Genomic DNA, 19,775 nt, shown 5'->3' with positions numbered 1-19,775 from the left:
TGGCATCGCTGCCAGCATCTGCAGCATGTGATGACGGAAGTGGGCGAAGCCGCTTCCGCTTTGCTTCCTATTTCTTGGGCGCAATGTCAGCGCCGAACCACTTGGTCGACAATTTTGCCAATGTCCCGTCGGCGCTCGCACTCTGAAGGGCGGCGTTGAATTTGGCGTCTGGCGCATGAGGCGATAAATGCCATCGCTGAACACGGAGCAGGAACAAAAACTGTCAAACCAAGCGGCATGGTTTGACAATTTTTCCCGTAAGCCGTTGAGAACGCATAGATGGGAAGCGGCTATTCCACACTGAGCCGATAGCCAATACCGCGCACGGTCTGCAGCCAGACCGGATTGGACGGATCGCGCTCGATCTTGCGGCGTAGCCGGTTGATCTGGACATCGATGGTGCGCTCGCCGACTTCCGAATCGTCGCCGACCAATTCATGGCGCGGGATGGTTTCGCCGGCGCGTGCGGCGAAAATCGCCAGGATCTCCTGCTCGCGGTCGGTCAGCTTCAGCGCCTCGCCGCCGCGCTTCAGCTCGCGCCGGGCGATCTGGAACGTGTAGGGACCGAAGACCAGTTGCTCGACCTTGGGCGTCGTCGCCGGGCCGCCACGGCGCAGGATGTTGTTGATGCGCAGGATCAGTTCGCGCGGGTCGAAAGGCTTCGGCAGATAATCGTCGGCGCCGGCCTCGAGCCCGGTGATGCGGCTGTCGGTTTCGGACAGCGCGGTGAGCATCAGGATCGGCACGTTCTTCTCGGCCCGCAGCGCCTTGGTGAGATCAACGCCGCTTTCGCCTGGCATCATGACGTCGAGCACGATCAGATCGAAATCGAGACCGACAAGCTTCCGCCTGGCTTCGCCGGAATTGCCGGCGACGGTGACGCGAAAGCCGTTCTCGGTCAGATACTGCTTGAGCAGGTTGCGGATGCGGGTGTCGTCATCGACCACAAGCAGATGCGGTGCGTCATCGTCCGGTGCTGCCGGTTGATCAACCCTCTCAATGGTCTCCATGGCTTTTCCCCGATGCGTTCGCAGGCACAATGTCGATCTGCGCTCTTAGTTCCGGATTGACCATCGCTTCCAGGAAACGTTCGATCAAGTTGCGTTCGGTGGTTCCGGAATCCTCCAATGCCGCACGGATGCGGCGCGACTGTGGCCGTGCCAGCGCCAGCGCCAGCGCACGGCCCTTGGCCGTCGGGTAGAGTTCGCGCTGGCGGCGGTCGCGAGGGCCTTGCAACTGGACGATATGATCGGTGTCGATCAGCTGCTTGAGCACGCGCGCCAGGCTCTGCTTGGTGATCTTGAGCACGTCCAGCAGCTCGGCCACCGTCAGGCCCGGCCGGCGATTGACGAAATGCAGGACGCGGTGGTGGGCGCGGCCGAAACCATAGTTGGCCAGGATCTGATCCGGATCGGAGGTAAAGTCGCGATAGGCGAAGAAGAACAATTCGATGATGGCGAAGTCGATGCCGTCCTCGTCGGTGATCGCCGTCCTGATCGGTTTTCCGGCAGCTGGGCTTCGATCCGTCATCTTTTCTCCATGCGAAGCAGGAAATTATGTCAGTACTATTGACGTAATTTCCCGGCAATGGTAATTTTTGACAAGCTTTTCGGTGGATTGCGAACGAAAAGGCAAGGGGAAGCCGTTTTTCCGGAACTTCCTGAGTTTGCCAACCCTCAAATATCCGCCTACGCTTTGAGACAGCGGCTGCCCGGCGCGGCTGAGACGAAACACGCAACGAAAAAATGATGTGCGGGCGGCCGCTCGCGGGAGGTTTCCATGGCATCCGTTCCCTTCGACCAGCTGGACGGCTTTATCTGGATGAACGGCGAGTTCGTCAAATGGGGCGACGCCAAGATCCACGTGCTGACTCACGGCCTGCACTATGCCGGCGCCGTCTTCGAGGGCGAGCGCGCCTATGGCGGCGAGATTTTCAAGCTCAACGAGCATACCGAGCGCCTGCATGAATCGGCACACCTGCTCGGCTACAAGATTCCCTACTCGGTGGCCGAGCTCAACGAAGCCTCCACCACGCTTTTGAAGAAGCAGGGGTTCCAGGACGCCTATGTCAGGCCGATCGCCTGGCGCGGCAGCGAGCAGATGGGCGTTGCGGCGCAGAACAATCGGATCAACTGCGCCATCGCCATATGGCAGTGGCCGAGCTACTTCGATCCGGCGCAGAAGCTCAAAGGCATCCGTCTCGATCTGGCGGAATGGCGCCGGCCCGATCCGCGCACCGCGCCGTCCAAGTCGAAGGCCTCGGGCCTCTACATGATCTGCACCATGTCCAAGCATGCCGCCGAAGCCAAGGGCTATGCCGACGCCATGATGCTCGACTGGCGCGGCCTGGTCGCGGAAGCGACGGGCGCCAACATCTTCTTCGTCAAGGACGGCAAGATCCATACGCCCACGCCCGATTGCTTCCTCGACGGCATCACCCGCCGCACGGTCATCGGCCTTGCCAAGGACCGCGGCATCGAGGTGATAGAGCGTGCCATCATGCCGGACGAGCTCGAAGGCTTCCAGCAGTGCTTCCTGACCGGAACGGCGGCTGAAGTGACGCCGGTTTCGGAGGTCGGGCCCTACCGATTCGAGGTCGGCGAAATCGCCAAAACACTGATGAACGACTACTCGGCCGCAGTGCAACCCAAGCATGCGATCGCCGCAGAATAGCGTAAGTCACAGCTTTTTAGTCAAGCAGGGGCGGTTTTGAGGCCGCCCCTTTTATTTCAGCATCTGTGCATTTGACTTTCGTCTAATTCGGCGTCTCATGATGGTGTCGGCCCGGGAGGCTGGCAGTTATGGAGGGACTGGTAATATGGACATGAACACGCTTCTTCCGATCATTATTCAGGTGATTACGGGTGTCATCGGTGGTCAGGCGATCGGTGTTGCGCTCAAGAACGCGGCTCTGGGACAGCTGCCCAAAATCCTCGGCGGTGCCATTGGCGGCGTCGGCGGCGCGGCTATCCTCGGCAGCTTGCTCGGCGGTGGTGCGGTCGATCCGGCAGCGGCCGCGGCGGCAACCGGCGGGTTGGGCAGCGCGTTGAACCTCAACAACATCGTTGGCGGTGCCGGCGGCGGCGCTATCCTGACCGGCATCATCGGTGCGGTCATGGGTGCGATGAAGAAATAAGCCTAAACGTTTCAGGCTTCTCGCATGGGCGGCTCCGGCCGCCCATTTATATTTTTGGGCCACTTGCCGGCCGCCTTTTGGCGGTGGACGGCTTTCGCCTCTGTCTCTACATCGGAGATGACACAGACCGGTTCATCGTTTCACGGAAACGCCGAACCGCTCTATCTCTTTGTTTTGACGCAATTCCGGACGGAAAACCGTTTCACACTTTTCCTGGAATTGCTCTAGCGAAAGGACCACCATGGGGCAGCTCAATGCCGGCATCGTGCCGGTCACACCCTTCCAGCAGAATTGCACCATCCTGTTCGACATGGACGACAAGCGTGGCGTCGTCGTCGATCCGGGCGGCGATATCGACAAGGTGCTGTCGGTGCTGAAGGACAATGCGATCACCGCGGGCGCGATCTGGATCACGCATGGCCATATTGATCATGCCGGCGGTGCGATGGATCTGAAGGAGGCGCTCGGCGTCGAGATCATCGGTCCGCACGAAGCAGACAAGCCGCTGCTGGCCAATCTCGAGAACCAGGCCAAGCGCTTCGGCATCACCGATCCGGTGCGCAACTGCGTGCCCGACCGGTTTCTCACCGAAGGCGAAACTGTGTCGTTCGGTCAGCATGTGTTCGAGGTGCTTCATTGTCCAGGCCACGCGCCCGGCCATGTCGTCTACTACAACCGCGCGGCGAAGTTCGCCCATGTCGGCGACGTGCTGTTTCGCGGCTCGGTCGGCCGCACGGATCTGCCGGGTGGCGACCATGCCGCACTGATCGCCTCGATCAAGGAGAAGCTTTTGCCGCTCGGCGACGACATCGGCTTCATCTGTGGCCATGGGCCCGGTGGCCGTTTTGGCGAGGAGCGGCGGACCAATCCGTTCCTGACCTGACGCTTTGGCTTCGACGGCAAAATCAACCGCGGGCATGAAAAAAGCGCTGGCCTTGCGGACAGCGCTTTTTGCTTTGGGGCAGGGATGTCCTAAAGCGCTTCGCGCTTTATGGCTCTGCCTTGTGCAAGTCGTTATCCCAAAACCGCTGCGCACTTTTGGGCGACATGCACCTCAGTTGGCGGTGCAGAAATGCTGCTCGCCGTCATTGCCGGTGAAGGTTCCCGAGCGGGAGTTGAAGGTCCGGTAACGATCCGAGCAGTATTCGTACCAGTCGCGGGTCCAAGGCTCGGCGTAGCGATCGGCATACACGACACGCGGCTGCGAATAGATGACCCGCGGCTGTGCGTAGTAGCGGCGTACCGGTGCCGGCCGCGCATAACCATCGTAGTCGTCGTAGCCGGGATCGTAGTAGCGCGGCTGCGGGTTGTTGAGCGCGCCAACGATCAGCGCGCCGGCCGCCAGGCCAAGGACGCCGGCGGCGAGGGCGTCGCCATTGTGGTGATGCCGGTGATGGCGCCACTCATCGGCATTGGCAGCAGGCAAGGTAGCGAACGTGGTCGCGGCGATGGCTGCCGACAGGATGGTGGTCTTGAAAATGCGATTCATCTTGGTCTCCTTCGCGCCGGCCCGTGCAGTTTTCGGGGGATGCGGTCCGGCTTTACCAAAGATTAATAGGCGACCGTGGCTGAACGGGGGCTGAACGAAATTTTCAGGGTTCTATGCGTGCGACAAAAACCGCACGCTCGCAGAGAGCGGACCTCACCCCGTTCGGTCCTGTCTTTCAGGCCGGCTCAGCCGACCGAAAGGTTGACGGCCTTCGGCCCCTTGCCACGCTTGTCCGGCTCGGTGTCGAAGGACACTTTCTGCCCATCCTCAAGACCGGGAAGACCCGACGCCTGCACGGCGGAAATATGGACGAAGACATCCTTCGCGCCATCGTCCGGCGTGATGAAGCCGAAGCCTTTGGCATGATTGAAGAATTTGACGGTGCCGGTCTGCGGCATGGGAAGCTCCCTTTGATCCCATAAAGTCCAGTCTCGGGCCGGCAAATGCCCGAAGGGAAATTTGTCCTTTATTTTAGCGCTATCGGCAAGAGAAAGTTTTGCGGCGGCGGCTAAAGCGCGTCGCGTTGAAGCGGATTCAGGCAACGCGCTTTAAGTCTTTGTTTTGATGCATCTCGTTGTCCCAAAACCGCTGCGCACTTTTGGGCGACATGCATTAGGCACGCCGGACACGAAAAAGGCGCGACAAAAACCGTCGCGCCTTCGAAAAAATTCAAGTCCGGCTCCGGAAGCCGGCTCAAGGTCTTGCAGCGCCCTTTCGCACGTCCGAACGGACGCGCAATGGTTCAAGCTGCGCGCAGATTGACCGCCTTCGGACCCTTGCCCATGCGGTCGGGCTCGACGTCGAAGGTGACCTTCTGGCCATCGACGAGAGTGCGCAGGCCCGAAGCCTCGATCGCGGAAATGTGGACGAACACATCCTTGGCGCCGCCGTCCGGCGTGATGAAGCCGAAGCCTTTGGTCGCGTTGAAGAATTTAACGGTGCCGGTCTGGGCCATTGGGGAAACTCCTTCACCCGTGTCAGTCTTGTGGTTTGCCCGCCGCCTGGCGCCGTGGGCAAGTCCCGGTGGTTGCTTCGGCAGTCATGCATTTGCGCATGGTCAAACCCCCCGCCGAAAACGGGGCCGTCAGAGATTCACAGTATCGGGGAAAGGTCGTCCAAAACGTTCCGCTCTCCGGGTCGCAAATGCCCGAACACAAAATTTATCGCACGGAAACGTGATGGTTGCAAGATAGGCCCGCGGGGCACCCCGATGGGCGCATCCCGACGCAGCGCATCGATAGACCCGGCTCTCTCCCCGGTCATCGGCCAGAGCCCGGCCACGCATGGTCCAGCGGCGGAAAGCGGCTACTTCAGAGGTGGCGCCAGCACGCACACCGCGTCGTTTGCCTGTGCAGGCGGTCCGCAAACGGGGGTTGCATTCGCGACCGGAATGACGAGGATTGGCTGGCGCGTTTAGCGCCGGGACGGGGGGTCTCGAGGGAGACATATTCATGAGATTTCTTGCGGCTATCTTCTCGCGACAGGGCTTTGCCATCTTGTTCCTGTCGGCAATTCTTGGCGCCTGCACGGTGGTGGTCGACGAGGGGCCAGGACCGCGCCCGCCGAGGCCGGAGCCGCAATTCTGCCCCAAGCACTATGAGCCGGTCTGCGCCCGGCGCGGTGGCGATCGCCAGACCTTCGCCAATGCCTGCCTTGCCGAGCGGGCCGGATATCGCATTCTGCGCGATGGCGAGTGCCGCGACGGTGGTGGCGGTGGCGGCGGCGGCGAGGAGCAGACATTCTGCACCCGTGAATACGCGCCCGTCTGTGCTCGCCGCCATGGCGAACTGCGCACCTTCCCGAACGAATGCGAGGCTCGTGCCGCCGACTACAACGTCGTCGATGATGGTCCCTGCTGAGGCGTGAGCGGGGCACGCCTCACACCTCTACGGGATACGCCCCATCGGCCGGACCGGCGTAAAGCTCGCTGCCATCCTCGTCGGAGATGCGCAGGCGGTCGGGGATCTGCGGCATGGCCAAAGTGTGGAAGAGCGCGGTTGCGCCTTGCAAGGCGGCGCGCAAATTCGGCGCCTCCAGCGACACCTTGTCGAGCATCGCCTCGTCGGCATCACGCGACCGATAGAACTCGATGACGAAGTTCAAGCGCGCCTCCGTGTTGGACAGGCGTTTAGCTGTCCTGCATCGCGGCAGCCATGCCGCAATGCCTCTCGCCTTCGAGGAACGAGCCGCCCGTTGGCTTCAGTCCGAAATGCTACTTGGACTTCGGCTTCAGTCCGGTTTCTGCCTGCTTGACCGCCGAGCCGAAGGGCGAAGCCGGTTTTGCCGCTACCTTGTCCTTCTTGGGCTTGCGTGTCTCGCGGTTGCTGCGCTGTTGACCCTTGGCCATTCTCTGATCCCTCGTTGCGTGTCTGTTGAGGTGCGGACGAGAGCCTGACCCACCCCCGTTGGATCGGGATGGGGCTCTGTCTTGTTGTTGAGCCGCTATGGTCCAAAGCGCGTCGCTCGACGCGCTTTAGATCTTTGTTTTATGCATGTCGTTGTCCCAAAACCGCTGCGCACTTTTGGGCGACATGCATTAGACGGCCGGATTGTCGGCCGCTTCGAGATTGTCTTCGGTGGTAACCCGCTCGTGGGTCTCCTGGTCGCTGCGGATGCGGTATTGCGGCGAGCCGTCCTTGACCGGCATCATGCTCTTGATCTGGAACAATTCCGCGGTCTTCTGCACCAGGCCGGTGCGGCTCTTCATGCGGACTGTCTGGCCGATTGCGAAGAGATGCGCGGGCGTGTCGGTGCGTGGGCGTGCATTCTGCTGGAAACGGATCATGCGGCGTTCTCCCGGTCTTGCCGAAGCGCTGTTTCGAGTTCGGCGTGGTCGATGGCGATGAGCTGGCTGGTCGGGCTTTTCACCGTCCTTGCCGGCAGATGGATGAAGGTGGCGACACGGCGCCAGGCAAGCCACGACATGCCGTCGATCAGCTCTTCGTCGTGGTCGATGTCGTAGTCGCCGGCCGGCAATTTTCCCTCCAGCCCGCCGAGCACGAAAGGTGCCGTGAAGTGGGCGATGGAATGGGTGGTGCGGCCGGACATTCTAGTGCCTCGATGTTCTATCAATCCGCGCAAGCGGTTTCTTCAAAGAAAGAAATGGTCGCGAGGCGTGGCGCGCCCCTGTATCGGCAATCTGGGTGTCGGCGATCTGGAATGAGATTGACGGGTCGAGAACTCTGACGCCGCGAGATGCCAAGCCTGACCCAAAAATGACCTCAAATCTTTATTCCGAAATCCGGGACAAATCAAGAAGATTTCCGTAAATCCCTGATCTTGTCGCAAAAATCGCCCGCTATATCTATCTGTAGAATGCTGATAGGATGCGGACGCATTCTCAAAAATTGTTTGATATTTCGCCGGAACATTTGTCCTGGCATTTGCGTTTTATTTAGGAATAGGAAGAGAAAACATGATTTCTGTAAAAACCCCGGACGGCTCCACAGTGACAATCAAACCGATCGTCAAGCCGATCAAAGTCATCTCGGCGCGGCTGACGATCAGAAGCGACGAGGCCGCAAGGCGGACGATCGCCGACACCGACGGAACGCTGCGGCGCGCGCGCCAGCTTGCCGAAAGCAACCGCCTGATTTGACAGGAGCCGGATCCCTGTCCTGGTCCGCTCTTGAATCTGCGTCTGTCATGGCTTAGGTCCGGCAAGCGGACAAACACGGCAGGTTTCCCATCACCAGAGATCCAAGAAGCCCGGCAGGCGCGGGCGCCACTTCCGGCTCAGGCGGACCGCCGCCGTTAGGGCTTGACCAGCGCGTGCAGCAGGCGTTGCAGCTGCATCAGGCCGGCCGCCGGCAAGAGGCCGAGATGCTGTACCGGCAAGTGCTGGCGCAAAAAGCCAATCACCCTGCTGCGGCGCATTTCCTCGGGCTGCTGCTGCACCAGATCGGGCGCAGCGCCGAAGGGCTGGAACTGATCGAGCAGTCGGGGCGTTTGCAGCCGAAGAATCCCGATTTCCTCAACAATCTCGGCACGGTGATGCGCGATCTCGGTCGCGTTGCAGCGGCCGTGGATCTTTTCCGCGGTGCGGTCAATCTCAAGCCCGACCAGCTCGCGGCACGCGATAATCTGGGTTCCGCGTTGAAACAGCTCGGCCAGTTCGAAGAGGCCGAAACGATCTATCGCGGCACAGTCGGGCGCAATCCCTTCCATGTCCGTGCGCGCATCGGGCTTGCCGAAACGCTGCAGGAAGCCGGGCGTCTGGATGAGGCACTGGCGACCTTCCGCGAGGCGCTGACGATCCGGCCGAAGGATGCCGAGCTCCTCTACGGGCTGGGCGTCGCCATGATGGAGAAGGGCAAGCTTGCCGAGGCGACCGAACTCGTGCGCCAGGCGCTGGCGATCGCTCCAGGCATGGCGAAGGGCTGGTTGCTGCTGACGCAGGTCAAGCGCCAGAAGGAGCGCGACGCGGAACTGACCGGCATGGAGGCACAGCATGCCAAGGCGCCCGCCGACAGCCTGGCGCGCATGCAGCTGTCCTTCGGTCTCGGCAAGGCCAATGACGATCTGAAGGACTACAACAGAGCCTTCGACTATTTCGCCGAGGGCAATGCGATCCGCCGCAAGGGCATCGACTATGATCCGGTCAGGACGCGCGCCGAATTCGAGGCGATGAAGACGGTGTTCGACGCCGGCTTTTTTGAAAAGCACAAGCCGAGCCCGATTGTCGACGACACGCCGATCTTCGTCGTCGGCATGCCGCGTTCGGGCACCACGCTGGTCGAACAGATCATCGCCAGCCATCCGCAGGTCTATGGCGCAGGCGAGCTCAGCATCCTGAAGACCGCGGTTGGCAAGCAGTTCCCGACGACCATGCCCGGCGGCTTCCCTTGGGGACTGGTTGATGTACCCGACGCGGATTTTGCCGAGGCCGGCCGAGCCTATCTCGACATGCTGCACGCCCGCTATCCCGACTTCAGGCATGTCACCGACAAGATGCCCGGCAACTTCCTGCTCATCGGCTTCATCCACATGACGCTGCCGAATGCCAAGATCATCCATTGCGCGCGCGATGCGGCGGCGACATGCCTTTCGATCTACAAGGTGCATTTCCGCGGCGACAGCCACCGCTATGGCTACGATCTCGGCGAGCTTGCCGACTTCCACAATCTCTACACCGACATCATGGCGCATTGGCGCACTGTCCTGCCCGGCGTCGTGCACGATGTGCGCTACGAGGATTTCGTCGCCGACCAGGAAGGGCAGACGCGGGCGCTGATGGCCCATCTCGGCCTGCCATGGGACGATGCCGTGCTGTCGTTCCACGAGACCGACCGTCCCGTGCGCACGGCCTCGGCCGCGCAAGTGCGCCAGCCGATGTATCAAGGCTCGGTCGATCTGTGGAAGCGCTATGGAGACCGGCTGAAGCCGCTGCTGGACAAGCTAGACCGATATTGAGGTGAGGCCGGCCTGCGAACGGCCGATACCTGCGCTTCCGGTGCTCACGTACTTCAAGTACGCTCCGCTCCGGTTCTCGGGTATCAACCGTTCTCGGCTCGGCCTGACCTCAATCTCGACCTAGCTTGGCGTCAGAGCTCCACGAACGGCTGGAAGCCGCCGAAGATCATGCGCTTCATATCGAAGGGCATGGGCCCCCAATCGGGTGTCAAACGCGGGTCGGCCATCACCTTGGGCATCACCGCGTCGCGGCTCTGCCTGGATTCATAGACCACCCAGGCGAAGACGACGATCTCGTCGTCCTTGGCCTGAACGGCACGCGGGAACGAGGTCAGCTCGCCATAGGGAACGTCGTCGCCGATACATTCGACATAGGCGAGCGCGCCGTGTTCCATCCATATGGGGCCTGCGAGGTTGGCCAGCCTCTTGTAGTCATCGAGCTTTGCTTTGGGCACGGCGAGTACGAAACCATCGACATAGGACATGGTGTCTCTCCTATGCCTGCTTCGCCGGCGCGTTCATTGCCCATTCGACGCCGAAGGGGTCGCGCATATTGCCCCACTGGTCGCCCCAGAACATGACCTGGAGCGGCACGGCGACTTCGCAGCCGGCATCGACGGCGCGCTTCCACCAGTCTTCGATGTCGTCGCTGCCGAGATGGAGCTGCATGGTGTAGCCTTGCGGCTTGACGGCGGGCATGCCGTTTTCGGGATAGAAATCCGAAATCATCAAGGTCGAGCCGTTGATGTGGAGGTGGATGTGCATGGTGCGGCCCTGCTCATCGGGCGGATAGAAGAACACCTGCTCGGCGCCAAACGCCTTCTTGTAGAATTCGGCAGCCTTGAAGGCGCCGTCCAGTTGCAGATAGGGGGTCAATCCACCGAGAACTTTCGCGGCCGGCTGAACGGGGGTCTGGTCGGTCATGTCTTGCTCCTCTTTGCGTTGGTCTGGGCGTTTGGTCTGGCCTTGCGAACCCTAGGACGAACGGGGCGGTAGCAATCCTACATGGCCGCTGCGATTTTTTGGCGTGAAATGAACTTGCATCGGGAGCGCCCAATCAGAGCGCAATCCTCGCGACCCGCAGGCTAGAAAAGGGGACTGCTCCCATCCCTGAGGCGACAATGATCCTCTACTACCAGACCCATTCGCCCTTCGCTCGCAAGGCGCTCGTCTTCGCCCATGAGGTTGGCATTGCCGATCGGCTCGAGGTCATCCATCACGAGACCAGTCCGACCTTGCGCAATGCGCGCGTCTATGACGAGAACCCGCTCGGCAAGGTGCCGGTGCTATTGCGGCCCGATGCGTCGCCGCTCTTCGATTCCGATGTCATTTGCGCCTATTTCGACACGCTGCATGACGGCCGCAAGCTGCTGCCACAAGACGGCGAGGCGCGCTGGCAGGCGTTGCGGCTGCAAGCGGTCGCCCAGGGCCTGGCGCAGACGGGCATAGGTTTGCGCTGGGAGACCGAAAGGCGGCCCGAACAGCTGCGCTATGCCACTCTTGAGGAGGGATACCGGGAAAAGATCGAGGCGAGCTACGACTGGCTCGAAAGCGCGCTGGACGACGAGGCGCCGCTCCATGTCGGCCATATTGCGCTCGCCACCACGCTGTCCTGGATGGCGTTTCGCCAGCTTCCGTCGTTTCGCGCGCGGGCACGGCTGACCCGCTGGTTCGAGGTTTTTGAAAAGCGCGCATCGATGCAGGCGACGCCGCTGTCGGGCGACACGCATGATTGAGCAACGGTCGCCCCATGGCGGCCGGCATCGATGCTTCTCCCGGGCATGGTCAGGGAGCCCTGCGGATCCGCGGACCGTTTTGCGCGTCGATGACGATTTCCGGCCAGCCGATGTCCTTGCGCAATTCGATCGGCAGGGACAACAGCGCCTGCTCGCTGCGATGGCGGGCGCGGTTCTGTGCGTAGCGCGTGGCGACGCGGCCTATGGATGACAGAATGGACATGATGCTTCTCCTCTTGAAGCCGGCATCATCGTGTCGGCATCCCAAGGACGGGGCGGGTTCAAGCGATCCGACAGAGCGCCGAAAATATTTGCGAGACATGCGAAAACATGGGCCGCAACACCAGGCGGTCCATGCATTCCGGCAGTTCTTCAACCTGTCGCTTCGGCCACCGAGCGGAAGAAATCTTCGGGGGCCTCGACTTCGGTCAGCTTCCGCTTGTCAATCAGCCAGAAGCGGTTGCCGATGGCGCGGATGAAGGAGCGGTCGTGCGAGGCGAGCAGGCAGCTTGCCTGATGCGCCAGCAGTTCCCCCTCCAGCGCTTCCTGGCCGTCAATGTCGAGATGGTTGGTCGGCTCGTCGAGCAAATAGAAGTTGGGATTGGCGAGCCGGAGCGCCAGCATCATCAGCCGCGCCTTCTGGCCGCCCGACAGCACACCGATCTTTTTCTCCTGCATCTCGATGACCACGCCGGCACCGGCAAGCAGCGAGCGGGCGCGCTGCTCGCCGACATCGTAGCGGCGTGAAACCATCGCCAGCGGCGTGTCGTCACCGCTGATACCGGCCAGTGCCTGGTCGCTGTAGCCGAGCACCGTCGACGGCGTCACCTTCACGTTCGGCACCGTTTCCGGCTCAGTGATGGCGTTGCGGATCAAGGTGACGAAGCGCGACTTGCCGACACCATTGCGGCCGAGCAGGACGATACGGTCGCCCTGGCAAATATGACGCTTGCCGGTCCGAAACAGCAGGGTTCCGTCGGGCGTTTCGACCGCCGCGTCATCGAGCGTGATCAGCACCTTGGCGTGGGTGCCGCGATTGGCCAGCCTGATCGCGCCCGCCGATTTCTCGCGGTGTGCCGGTGCCGCGGAGTCTTCGAGGCGCTCTGCGCGCTGGTTGAGCTGCTTGGTCTTGACCACCAAAAGATCGCTGCCCGAATTGATGCCGATGTTGTTGAGCTTGGCGGCCTGCCGTCGCAATTGCTGCGCCACCTTCATGTCGCGCTGGAATTTGCGTTCAGTCGAGGCATCGACCTCGTCCAGCGCCTGCCTTGCCCTGGAGTAGGGCAGGGCAAACACCGGCGACTGTTCCGGGCGCAGGAACAGCGTCCGGTTGGTGGTGGCGTCGAGGAAGGCGCGGTCGTGGCTGGCGATCACCACCGGCACTTCGCGCGGCAGCGCGTTCAGCCAGCTTTCCAGCTGGCTGATCCTGGCGAGATCGAGGTGGTTGGTCGGCTCGTCGAGCAGCAGCACATCCGGATCGGTGACCCAGGCGCGCGCGATCAGCGCCAGCCTTTGCCAGCCGCCGCTCAAGGCCCGCATCGGCCGTTCGCGCATCGGCTCCGGCACATCGAGCGAATCCAGCACCACGTCGACGCGCCACAGCTCGCTTTCGGCCTGCTCGGCCGGCAAGACATCGGCGACAACTTGGTGAAAGCTATGGTCGAGGAGAGCAGGGCAAACGGACTGCTCGGCATGGCCAACACGCAGGCCGCGGGTGCGGGTGATGTCGCCGGAGGTCGGCTCCATCTCGCCGGTCAGGCATTTCAGCAAAGTGGACTTGCCACGACCGTTGGCGGCAACGATGCCGAGCCGGTCGCCAGTGCCGATGGTGAGGTCGAGATTGGAAAACAGCGGCGCACTCATGGTGACGCCGAGGGATTTGAGGCTGATCAGGGCCATGGTGATTTCTCTGGTCTGTCCGGAGACAAACTCCGGTTCGATGCACTTTGACGGTGCGCGTGCTGGCCATCAGGCTCGGCGTTGCGGCACCACGAAGGGCAGACCAAAAAATCGAAGCGGGAAAAACCCGTGATGTCCCTGGTCAGCCCTGCAAGCAAGCTCGCAGGGCAGAAATCGGGCCACGCTGACGATGGTGACGAGAAAAATCAAACACGTGAGCCCTCCTTTCAAGACGTTCGAGTGTGCGAACTGGCTACACCAGAGGTAGGGTAGATGGCAAGGGGCGGTCGGCCGGAGCGGCGAAGCTGCCAATCTCCCCCCTTTGTGGGGGAGATGTCCGGTAGGACAGAGGGGGGCGCGAAGGATCGCTACCGTCCCGGTCTTCCGGTCTTGCCCGGTCGGCGCTTCTCGCGGCGGGCGTCGCCTGGGTCTTCGTAGGAGCCGATGCCGGCGCGCTGGCGAATGATTGGTTTGGCGGAATCGTCCCGATCCTTCGCGCCCCCCTCTGCCCTGCCGGGCATCTCCCCCACTTGGGGGGAGATCGGCTGTGGCTTCACCGGCACTTTTCCTTCTACCGGCTTTTCGGTCCGGCGCACGGTCATCTCGTCGAGCGAATTCTTCTTGAACAGCGGCTTGGTGGCGTCACCCGGAATGCCGAAATCGGAGCCATGCGCTTCTTCAGCCGACTGCTTCTTGAACAGCGAGCGCGATACCGCACCGGCCGGTGTCGGCATGTCGGTGCCTGGCCCCATGGCGTCGAGATCAGGTTTGCGGAAGAGGTTGGGCCGAGCCGCCTTGGCCGCCTCTTCTGCAGCCTGTGCCGCGTCGAGCTTGCGGAAACGCTCCTGTTCCTCTGAAGTACGATGTTTGGCCACGCCCTTGTTGTGCTTGCCCTTCTCGCGGCCCGAGACAGGGCTTTCCATGTCGGCGTATTTGGCCAGCGGATCTTCGGAGATGGAGAGTTCCATCTCGCGCAGCCGCTTGATCTCGTCGCGGATGCGCGCCGCCTTCTCGAAATCGAGATTGGTGGCGGCCTCGCGCATCTGCTTGTCCATGGCGTCGAGATGGGCCTTCAGATTGTTGCCCATCATGGCGCCGGCGCTGTCGGTGAACTGCGAGATATCGGCGCGGACGTGGTCCTTCTCATAGACCGAATCCAGAATGTCGGAGATGCGCGACTTGACCGATTCCGGGGTGATGCCGTTGGCCTCGTTCCACTCCATCTGTTTCTCACGGCGGCGGCTGGTCTCGGCCATCGCCCGCTCCATCGAACCGGTGATCTGGTCGGCATAGAGGATGACCTTGCCGTCGACGTTTCGGGCGGCGCGGCCGATGGTCTGGATCAGCGAAGTCTCCGAGCGCAAAAAGCCTTCCTTGTCGGCATCGAGAATGGCGACGAAGCCGCATTCGGGAATGTCGAGACCCTCGCGCAGCAGGTTGATGCCGACCAGCACGTCGAAGGCGCCGAGGCGCAAATCCCTAAGGATCTCGATGCGCTCAAGCGTGTCGATGTCGGAGTGCATGTAGCGGACGCGGACGCCTTGCTCGTGCAGATATTCGGTCAGGTCTTCGGCCATGCGCTTGGTCAGCACGGTGACCAGCGTACGGTAACCGGCCTTGGTGGTGTCACGGATTTCGCCGACGACATCGTCGACCTGGGACTTGGCCGGTCGCACCTCGACCGGCGGATCGATCAGCCCGGTCGGGCGGATGACCTGCTCGGCGAAGACGCCACCGGACTGTTCCATCTCCCAGCCGCCGGGCGTCGCCGAAACCGCGACCGAGAGCGGGCGCATCGCGTCCCATTCCTCGAAGCGCAGCGGCCGGTTGTCCATGCAGGACGGCAGACGGAAGCCATACTCGGCCAGCGTCGCCTTGCGGCGAAAGTCGCCCCGATACATACCGCCGATCTGCGGCACGGTGACGTGGCTCTCGTCGATGAAGACCAGCGCATTGTCAGGGATGTATTCGAACAAGGTCGGGGGCGGATCACCTGGCTGGCGGCCTGTGAGATAGCGCGAATAGTTCTCGATGCCGGCGCAGGAACCGGTGGCTTCCAGCATCTCAAGATCGAAGCGGCAGCGCTGTTCCAGCCGCTGCGCCTCGAGCAGGCGACCGGCGCGTTCCAGTTCCACAAGCCGGTGCTTGAGTTCTTCCTTGATCGACTTGATCGCCTGGTTCAGGGTCGGGCGCGGCGTCACATAGTGCGAGTTGGCGTAGATCTTGACGCTTTTCAACTCACCGGTCTTCTGGCCGGTCAGCGGGTCGAATTCGGTGATCTGCTCGATCTCGTCGCCGAACATCGAAATGCGCCAGGCGCGGTCTTCCAGGTGGGCCGGAAAGATCTCGATCGTATCGCCACGCACGCGGAACGAGCCGCGCACGAAATTGATGTCCTGGCGCTTGTATTGCTGGGCGACGAGGTCGGCGAGCAGCGCGCGCTGGTCCAGCCGGTCGCCGATCTGCATCTGGAAGGTCATCGCCGTATAGGTCTCGACCGAGCCGATACCGTAAATGCAGGACACCGATGCGACGATGATGACGTCGTCGCGCTCGAGCAGCGAGCGCGTCGCCGAATGGCGCATGCGGTCGATCTGCTCGTTGATCGAGGATTCCTTCTCGATGAAGGTGTCGGTGCGCGGGACGTAGGCTTCCGGCTGGTAATAATCGTAGTAGGAGACGAAATACTCGACGGCGTTTTCCGGGAAGAATTTCTTGAACTCGGAATAGAGCTGCGCCGCCAGCGTCTTGTTGGGCGCCAGGATCAGGGCAGGGCGCTGCGTCTCCTCGATCACCTTGGCCATGGTGAAGGTTTTGCCGGAGCCGGTGACGCCGAGCAGCACCTGGGTGCGGTCATTGTCGTTGACGCCCTCGACAAGGTCCTTGATCGCTGTCGGCTGGTCGCCGGCCGGCTCGAAATCCGACACCATCTTGATCGCGATGCCGCCTTCGGATTTTTCCGGACGGGCAGGGCGGTGCGGCGTCCACAGCACGCCGTCCTTGTGCAAGGGATTGCCGGATTCGATCAGCGCCGACAAAGCGGCGACCGTGGCGGTCACACCGCCGGAGGCCATGGTCTCGGCATCTTCCAGCGAAATGTCGAGGCCGGCGACCGGGTTGAGGCCGGCCGCGGTTCGCTCCCGGGCCGAAGCCGCGCCGCCCATCGAGGTACCGCGCGACGAGCGGCCCGGGGCGGCGGAGCGTTCGGGGATCTTTTTCGCCGTCTTCGCCGATCTGCCGCTATCCTTGCCGGAAAGGCGTCCTTCCTTCTCGGCTTCCTGCTCGATCTGCTCGGCCCAGTCGGCGATCGAGCCGGTCAGCGGCGCGCCGGTGAATTCGGCCTGCGGCGCCTCGGCAAAGCCGCCCTTGTGAAGGGGCTCCGATGCATCGAGGAAATCGGTCAGCGGGCTGCGCCGCTTGGGCGGCGAAGCGCTGTTGTCGCCCGCCGGCGGCGGCGTCTTTTTGTCGGAAAGTTTGGCCATGCCGCGAATATGGGCAGAGTCAGCCAAAATGGAAAGAGCCGAGTAGCGGAGGGCCCGGGGCGAAACCATGCTGCTGACACAAGGGTGTCAGCAGCATGTGTCGCCTGAACCGCGTTCTTCCCTCAGTTGAACCACAACGCAAACGTCAGAAACCCGCCGCCGCCGAACTGGCGCTGGATCTGGTTGAATTCCTCGCTGGTGAGGATCTTTCCGCTTTCGAGATAGGGCGCGATTGCTGGGCCGGTGATCGACAGCACGAGGTCGAAGTTTTTCGGTTCGTCGAAGAAGCGCTTCATGTTGATGCCTTTGCCGGTGATGCGGAAATGCGGCAGCAAGGTGCGGCCTTCGAGCAGATCCTCGGCCATGGTCAAGGTGGCGAGCCAGGCCTGGACCTGCTCCTCGCCGACTTCGAGGCCGGTGAGCCGGTTGGTGCCTTTCTGCTGCGGGCCGGGCAGCCATTCGCGATCATTGTCGGTCTCGGCGCGGATCGCTTTCCAGTCTTCGCGCGACAGCCGGATCATTTCCAGCAGATGGCGGCTAGCCGCTTGTCGGCGCTCGGGCTCGACCACCGGCCAGTTGATGAGATGCACCAGCGAGATGAAATCGGCCAGGCGCCATTCCGAGGTGAGGATGCCGCCGCCCATGCCGCCGTCCGGCGGCACGAGAATATCCTGCAGCGGCAGCCTGGCGCGCGGGAACAGCATGTGGAACGAACCGTCGAAAGTGTTTTTGAAATCATGCGCCAGCCAGAAATCCGCCTGCGCCATCAGAAACTCGGCATAGCCTTGCAGCCAGAAACCGTCGGCGCGGTCGAAGCGGAAAATGAGCGGGGTGGCATCCGGCGCATCGCCGCTGTTGTTCGAAAGCGCAGCCATGATTGCCGCGAGACTTTCCTGCGGCGTGATGTTGCCATCCTCGTCCAGGTCGACGCCGACATGGGTGAGGTCGATGACCATGCCAATATCGACATCGGCCGGCACAGAGCCCAGCGTCGCTGCGGATTTCTCCAGCCGGTCGCGGAAGGCGACCAGGATAGCGCGAAACTGCTCGTAGGTCAGCGGTTCGGGATTGGGATTGTCCGGCACGGGCAGCCGCATCAGCGGCAGCATGAAGGATTGCGGGCTGTCGAAACCGTGGCGGTGCAGGCCACCGGCGAGGATCTCCAGCGCGGTGAAGAATTCGCCGGCGCCGGCGGCATAGGCTGAGGCCGGATCGGCCGATGCCGCGGCTTCGAGCGTGGCGAGCGCGGTGTTGCGCTCTGCCACGGTTTTCGCCTCGAACAGCGCGCTTGCTGCTTCGGGCGCCGCGGCGTTGGCTGAAGACAGCGGCAGCAGCAGAACAAGCGCGGATGCCAGCAGGGTTGCGAGTCGTGTCATCTTGGTCCTCCGATGGCTGTTCCGCAGCAACCATACACGCATCTGCTGCGCCGCGCCTGTCGGTCCTGATACGATGCGGGCCTGTATTTCAATTGGCCAAGAGTCGACGCTTCAACCATCCCAGCAGACAGTCTACACAAGGCAAACGATTGGGCATTGCGTGTCGAACTATCCGCTCTCCTATAAACTGTCGTGGCTGCCGCGCTTCCTGAAGCCGTCGCTCGGCGGCGCTATCGATGGCTTTGCGCCGACGGCCGCAACCATGATCGAACCGCCGCCGGCGCGGACGGTGCGGCTGGCCTTCGTCGGCGATATCTCGGCGGTTGCCAATCGTGCCGCGCCCGAATGCGACCCGGCCATCGCAACGCTACTTGATTCCGCCGATCTGGTGATCGGCAATTGCGAAAGCCCGGTCGTGGAACGACCAAGCGTTGTCGCCGGCACGCGGCTCGGCACACATCATGCGATGACCGAGCGATTTCTTGCAGACGCGCTGGCGGCCGTCGGCATCCCACACAGGAAGCTCGTGCTGTCGCTGGCCAACAACCATGTGTTCGACCAGGGCGTGGCGGGCTTTGACGAGACGGTTGCGGCGCTGAAGCGCCTCGGTATCCGCAGCATCGGCACCACTGCCAAAGGTCCGGTCGCGCGGCTTGCGGTTGGGCCGCTCACCATCGGCTTTGCCGCCTTCACACTGTGGCGCAATGCCGATGCGGCTTTGTTTGCCGGCCGCGTTTCGATGCAAGGCGACCCGGCGCGATGGCCGCGCGATGCGGCCAAGGGCGTCGATATCGTCTGCGCCGTGCCGCATTGGGACTGGGAGTTCCGGCATTTTCCGCGGCCGGCAACACGGGCGCTGGCCAGGCTGATGGCCGGGCATGGGGTGGGCCTGATCGCCGGCCATCATGCCCATGTCGTGCAGCCGGTGGAGCGGCTAGGCAAGACGCTCATCGCCTATGGGCTTGGCGACTTTCTCGGCACGGCGCTCGCCCGCCAGCCATGGCCCGGCCGCATCGGTTGCATTTTCGTCGCCGATATCAGTGCCGATCTCGGCATGCGTGGCGCCATCGCAGCCTACGGGCTGCACCCTTTCATGCGGCTGCGCGCCGGTAATCATGAGCGGCTGGTGCCGGTGGAGGCGCTGCAGGGCCGGCTCCGTGGCAAGGTCGAGGGTCGGTTGAAAGCGATCTTTGGCGGCTGACGACTTTCCCGCAAAAGCGGCTATCATGGGTACATTCAAGCTTG

23 protein-coding genes are annotated in these 19,775 nt (G+C 62.3%); 8 read left to right on the top strand and 15 right to left on the bottom strand.

The features are described 5' to 3' along the window. Positions 1 to 290: 290 nt before the first annotated feature. Positions 291 to 1,010, bottom strand: a complete 720-nt coding sequence (locus AC1DXU_RS04395; protein ID WP_477312857.1) for a response regulator — start codon at positions 1,008 to 1,010, stop codon at positions 291 to 293. Further along, a complete protein-coding gene (locus AC1DXU_RS04390) occupies positions 997 to 1,530 on the bottom strand; it encodes a MarR family winged helix-turn-helix transcriptional regulator (RefSeq protein ID WP_477312855.1) in 534 nt (177 codons plus the stop codon). The genes AC1DXU_RS04395 and AC1DXU_RS04390 overlap by 14 nt, the downstream gene beginning before the upstream one ends. A gap of 249 nt (positions 1,531 to 1,779) precedes the next feature. Between AC1DXU_RS04390 and AC1DXU_RS04385 the strand changes: the two genes are divergently transcribed. The 3 genes from AC1DXU_RS04385 (at position 1,780) to AC1DXU_RS04375 (ending at position 4,019) form a co-directional block, all read left to right on the top strand. Next, entirely contained in the window at positions 1,780 to 2,673 is an 894-nt protein-coding gene (locus tag AC1DXU_RS04385) for a branched-chain amino acid aminotransferase (protein ID WP_477364798.1), read from the top strand. A 145-nt stretch (positions 2,674 to 2,818) separates the two neighbouring features. Further along, positions 2,819 to 3,136: a hypothetical protein gene (locus tag AC1DXU_RS04380; RefSeq protein ID WP_477312851.1), complete on the top strand. Its 318-nt coding sequence runs from the start codon at positions 2,819 to 2,821 to the stop codon at positions 3,134 to 3,136. A gap of 241 nt (positions 3,137 to 3,377) precedes the next feature. Then, on the top strand, positions 3,378 to 4,019 hold the full coding sequence (locus tag AC1DXU_RS04375; protein WP_477364795.1) for an MBL fold metallo-hydrolase: 642 nt from the start codon (positions 3,378 to 3,380) through the stop codon (positions 4,017 to 4,019). 171 nt (positions 4,020 to 4,190) lie between these two features. Here the strand turns inward: AC1DXU_RS04375 and AC1DXU_RS04370 are convergent, their stop codons facing one another. The 3 genes from AC1DXU_RS04370 to AC1DXU_RS04360 all read right to left on the bottom strand — a co-directional run bounded on the left by AC1DXU_RS04370 (position 4,191) and on the right by AC1DXU_RS04360 (position 5,580). Further along, the gene (locus AC1DXU_RS04370; RefSeq protein WP_477364792.1) at positions 4,191 to 4,625 is read right to left on the bottom strand and encodes a BA14K family protein; all 435 of its coding nucleotides are present in this window, start codon (positions 4,623 to 4,625) and stop codon (positions 4,191 to 4,193) included. 185 nt (positions 4,626 to 4,810) lie between these two features. Continuing rightward, the gene (locus AC1DXU_RS04365; protein ID WP_013530020.1) at positions 4,811 to 5,023 is read right to left on the bottom strand and encodes a cold-shock protein; all 213 of its coding nucleotides are present in this window, start codon (positions 5,021 to 5,023) and stop codon (positions 4,811 to 4,813) included. 344 nt (positions 5,024 to 5,367) lie between these two features. Beyond that, positions 5,368 to 5,580, bottom strand: a complete 213-nt coding sequence (locus AC1DXU_RS04360; RefSeq protein ID WP_006202520.1) for a cold-shock protein — start codon at positions 5,578 to 5,580, stop codon at positions 5,368 to 5,370. Positions 5,581 to 6,076: 496 nt separating this feature from the next. On the opposite strand from AC1DXU_RS04360, the gene AC1DXU_RS04355 reads away from it, so the two are divergent. Further along, positions 6,077 to 6,484, top strand: a complete 408-nt coding sequence (locus tag AC1DXU_RS04355; RefSeq protein ID WP_477312845.1) for a Kazal-type serine protease inhibitor family protein — start codon at positions 6,077 to 6,079, stop codon at positions 6,482 to 6,484. 19 nt (positions 6,485 to 6,503) lie between these two features. Here the strand turns inward: AC1DXU_RS04355 and AC1DXU_RS04350 are convergent, their stop codons facing one another. The 4 genes from AC1DXU_RS04350 to AC1DXU_RS04335 all read right to left on the bottom strand — a co-directional run bounded on the left by AC1DXU_RS04350 (position 6,504) and on the right by AC1DXU_RS04335 (position 7,673). Beyond that, positions 6,504 to 6,728, bottom strand: a complete 225-nt coding sequence (locus AC1DXU_RS04350; protein WP_477364789.1) for a hypothetical protein — start codon at positions 6,726 to 6,728, stop codon at positions 6,504 to 6,506. A 109-nt stretch (positions 6,729 to 6,837) separates the two neighbouring features. Continuing rightward, positions 6,838 to 6,972, bottom strand: coding sequence for a hypothetical protein (locus AC1DXU_RS04345; RefSeq protein WP_477245443.1), 135 nt, complete (start codon positions 6,970 to 6,972; stop codon positions 6,838 to 6,840). Positions 6,973 to 7,161: 189 nt separating this feature from the next. After that, the gene (locus tag AC1DXU_RS04340) at positions 7,162 to 7,410 is read right to left on the bottom strand and encodes a hypothetical protein (protein ID WP_477364786.1); all 249 of its coding nucleotides are present in this window, start codon (positions 7,408 to 7,410) and stop codon (positions 7,162 to 7,164) included. Beyond that, positions 7,407 to 7,673 carry a hypothetical protein gene (locus AC1DXU_RS04335; protein ID WP_477312839.1) on the bottom strand — a complete coding sequence of 89 codons (267 nt, stop codon included), beginning with the start codon at positions 7,671 to 7,673 and terminating at the stop codon, positions 7,407 to 7,409. The genes AC1DXU_RS04340 and AC1DXU_RS04335 overlap by 4 nt, the downstream gene beginning before the upstream one ends. 367 nt (positions 7,674 to 8,040) lie before the next feature. Here AC1DXU_RS04335 and AC1DXU_RS04330 point away from each other — a divergent pair, with 367 nt between their 5' ends. Then, positions 8,041 to 8,223 carry a hypothetical protein gene (locus AC1DXU_RS04330; RefSeq protein WP_477312837.1) on the top strand — a complete coding sequence of 61 codons (183 nt, stop codon included), beginning with the start codon at positions 8,041 to 8,043 and terminating at the stop codon, positions 8,221 to 8,223. 173 nt (positions 8,224 to 8,396) lie between these two features. Continuing rightward, positions 8,397 to 10,037 carry a tetratricopeptide repeat-containing sulfotransferase family protein gene (locus AC1DXU_RS04325; protein WP_477364783.1) on the top strand — a complete coding sequence of 547 codons (1,641 nt, stop codon included), beginning with the start codon at positions 8,397 to 8,399 and terminating at the stop codon, positions 10,035 to 10,037. Positions 10,038 to 10,168: 131 nt separating this feature from the next. Here the strand turns inward: AC1DXU_RS04325 and AC1DXU_RS04320 are convergent, their stop codons facing one another. Both AC1DXU_RS04320 and AC1DXU_RS04315 read right to left on the bottom strand, forming a co-directional pair. Next, the gene (locus AC1DXU_RS04320; protein ID WP_477364781.1) at positions 10,169 to 10,522 is read right to left on the bottom strand and encodes a DUF1428 domain-containing protein; all 354 of its coding nucleotides are present in this window, start codon (positions 10,520 to 10,522) and stop codon (positions 10,169 to 10,171) included. 10 nt (positions 10,523 to 10,532) lie between these two features. Then, on the bottom strand, positions 10,533 to 10,961 hold the full coding sequence (locus AC1DXU_RS04315; RefSeq protein ID WP_477364778.1) for a VOC family protein: 429 nt from the start codon (positions 10,959 to 10,961) through the stop codon (positions 10,533 to 10,535). A 197-nt stretch (positions 10,962 to 11,158) separates the two neighbouring features. Between AC1DXU_RS04315 and AC1DXU_RS04310 the strand changes: the two genes are divergently transcribed. Beyond that, positions 11,159 to 11,773: a glutathione S-transferase family protein gene (locus AC1DXU_RS04310; RefSeq protein ID WP_477364775.1), complete on the top strand. Its 615-nt coding sequence runs from the start codon at positions 11,159 to 11,161 to the stop codon at positions 11,771 to 11,773. A gap of 49 nt (positions 11,774 to 11,822) precedes the next feature. On the opposite strand, the gene AC1DXU_RS04305 is transcribed toward AC1DXU_RS04310, so the two are convergent. From AC1DXU_RS04305 to AC1DXU_RS04290, 4 genes are all read right to left on the bottom strand, one after another. Beyond that, positions 11,823 to 11,996: a hypothetical protein gene (locus tag AC1DXU_RS04305; RefSeq protein ID WP_477312827.1), complete on the bottom strand. Its 174-nt coding sequence runs from the start codon at positions 11,994 to 11,996 to the stop codon at positions 11,823 to 11,825. Between the two features lie 149 nt (positions 11,997 to 12,145). Next, positions 12,146 to 13,672 carry an ABC-F family ATP-binding cassette domain-containing protein gene (locus AC1DXU_RS04300; protein ID WP_477364772.1) on the bottom strand — a complete coding sequence of 509 codons (1,527 nt, stop codon included), beginning with the start codon at positions 13,670 to 13,672 and terminating at the stop codon, positions 12,146 to 12,148. A 368-nt stretch (positions 13,673 to 14,040) separates the two neighbouring features. Beyond that, on the bottom strand, positions 14,041 to 17,154 hold the full coding sequence (gene uvrB / locus AC1DXU_RS04295) for an excinuclease ABC subunit UvrB (protein ID WP_477364769.1): 3,114 nt from the start codon (positions 17,152 to 17,154) through the stop codon (positions 14,041 to 14,043). A 122-nt stretch (positions 17,155 to 17,276) separates the two neighbouring features. Continuing rightward, positions 17,277 to 18,530 carry a hypothetical protein gene (locus tag AC1DXU_RS04290; RefSeq protein ID WP_477364766.1) on the bottom strand — a complete coding sequence of 418 codons (1,254 nt, stop codon included), beginning with the start codon at positions 18,528 to 18,530 and terminating at the stop codon, positions 17,277 to 17,279. 160 nt (positions 18,531 to 18,690) lie between these two features. On the opposite strand from AC1DXU_RS04290, the gene AC1DXU_RS04285 reads away from it, so the two are divergent. After that, positions 18,691 to 19,731, top strand: a complete 1,041-nt coding sequence (locus AC1DXU_RS04285; protein ID WP_477364763.1) for a CapA family protein — start codon at positions 18,691 to 18,693, stop codon at positions 19,729 to 19,731. Positions 19,732 to 19,775 lie beyond the last annotated feature (44 nt).

This window comes from Mesorhizobium sp. P3_A10 (genome assembly GCF_056403175.1).
This window is presented reverse-complemented; position numbering and strand designations above follow the sequence as displayed.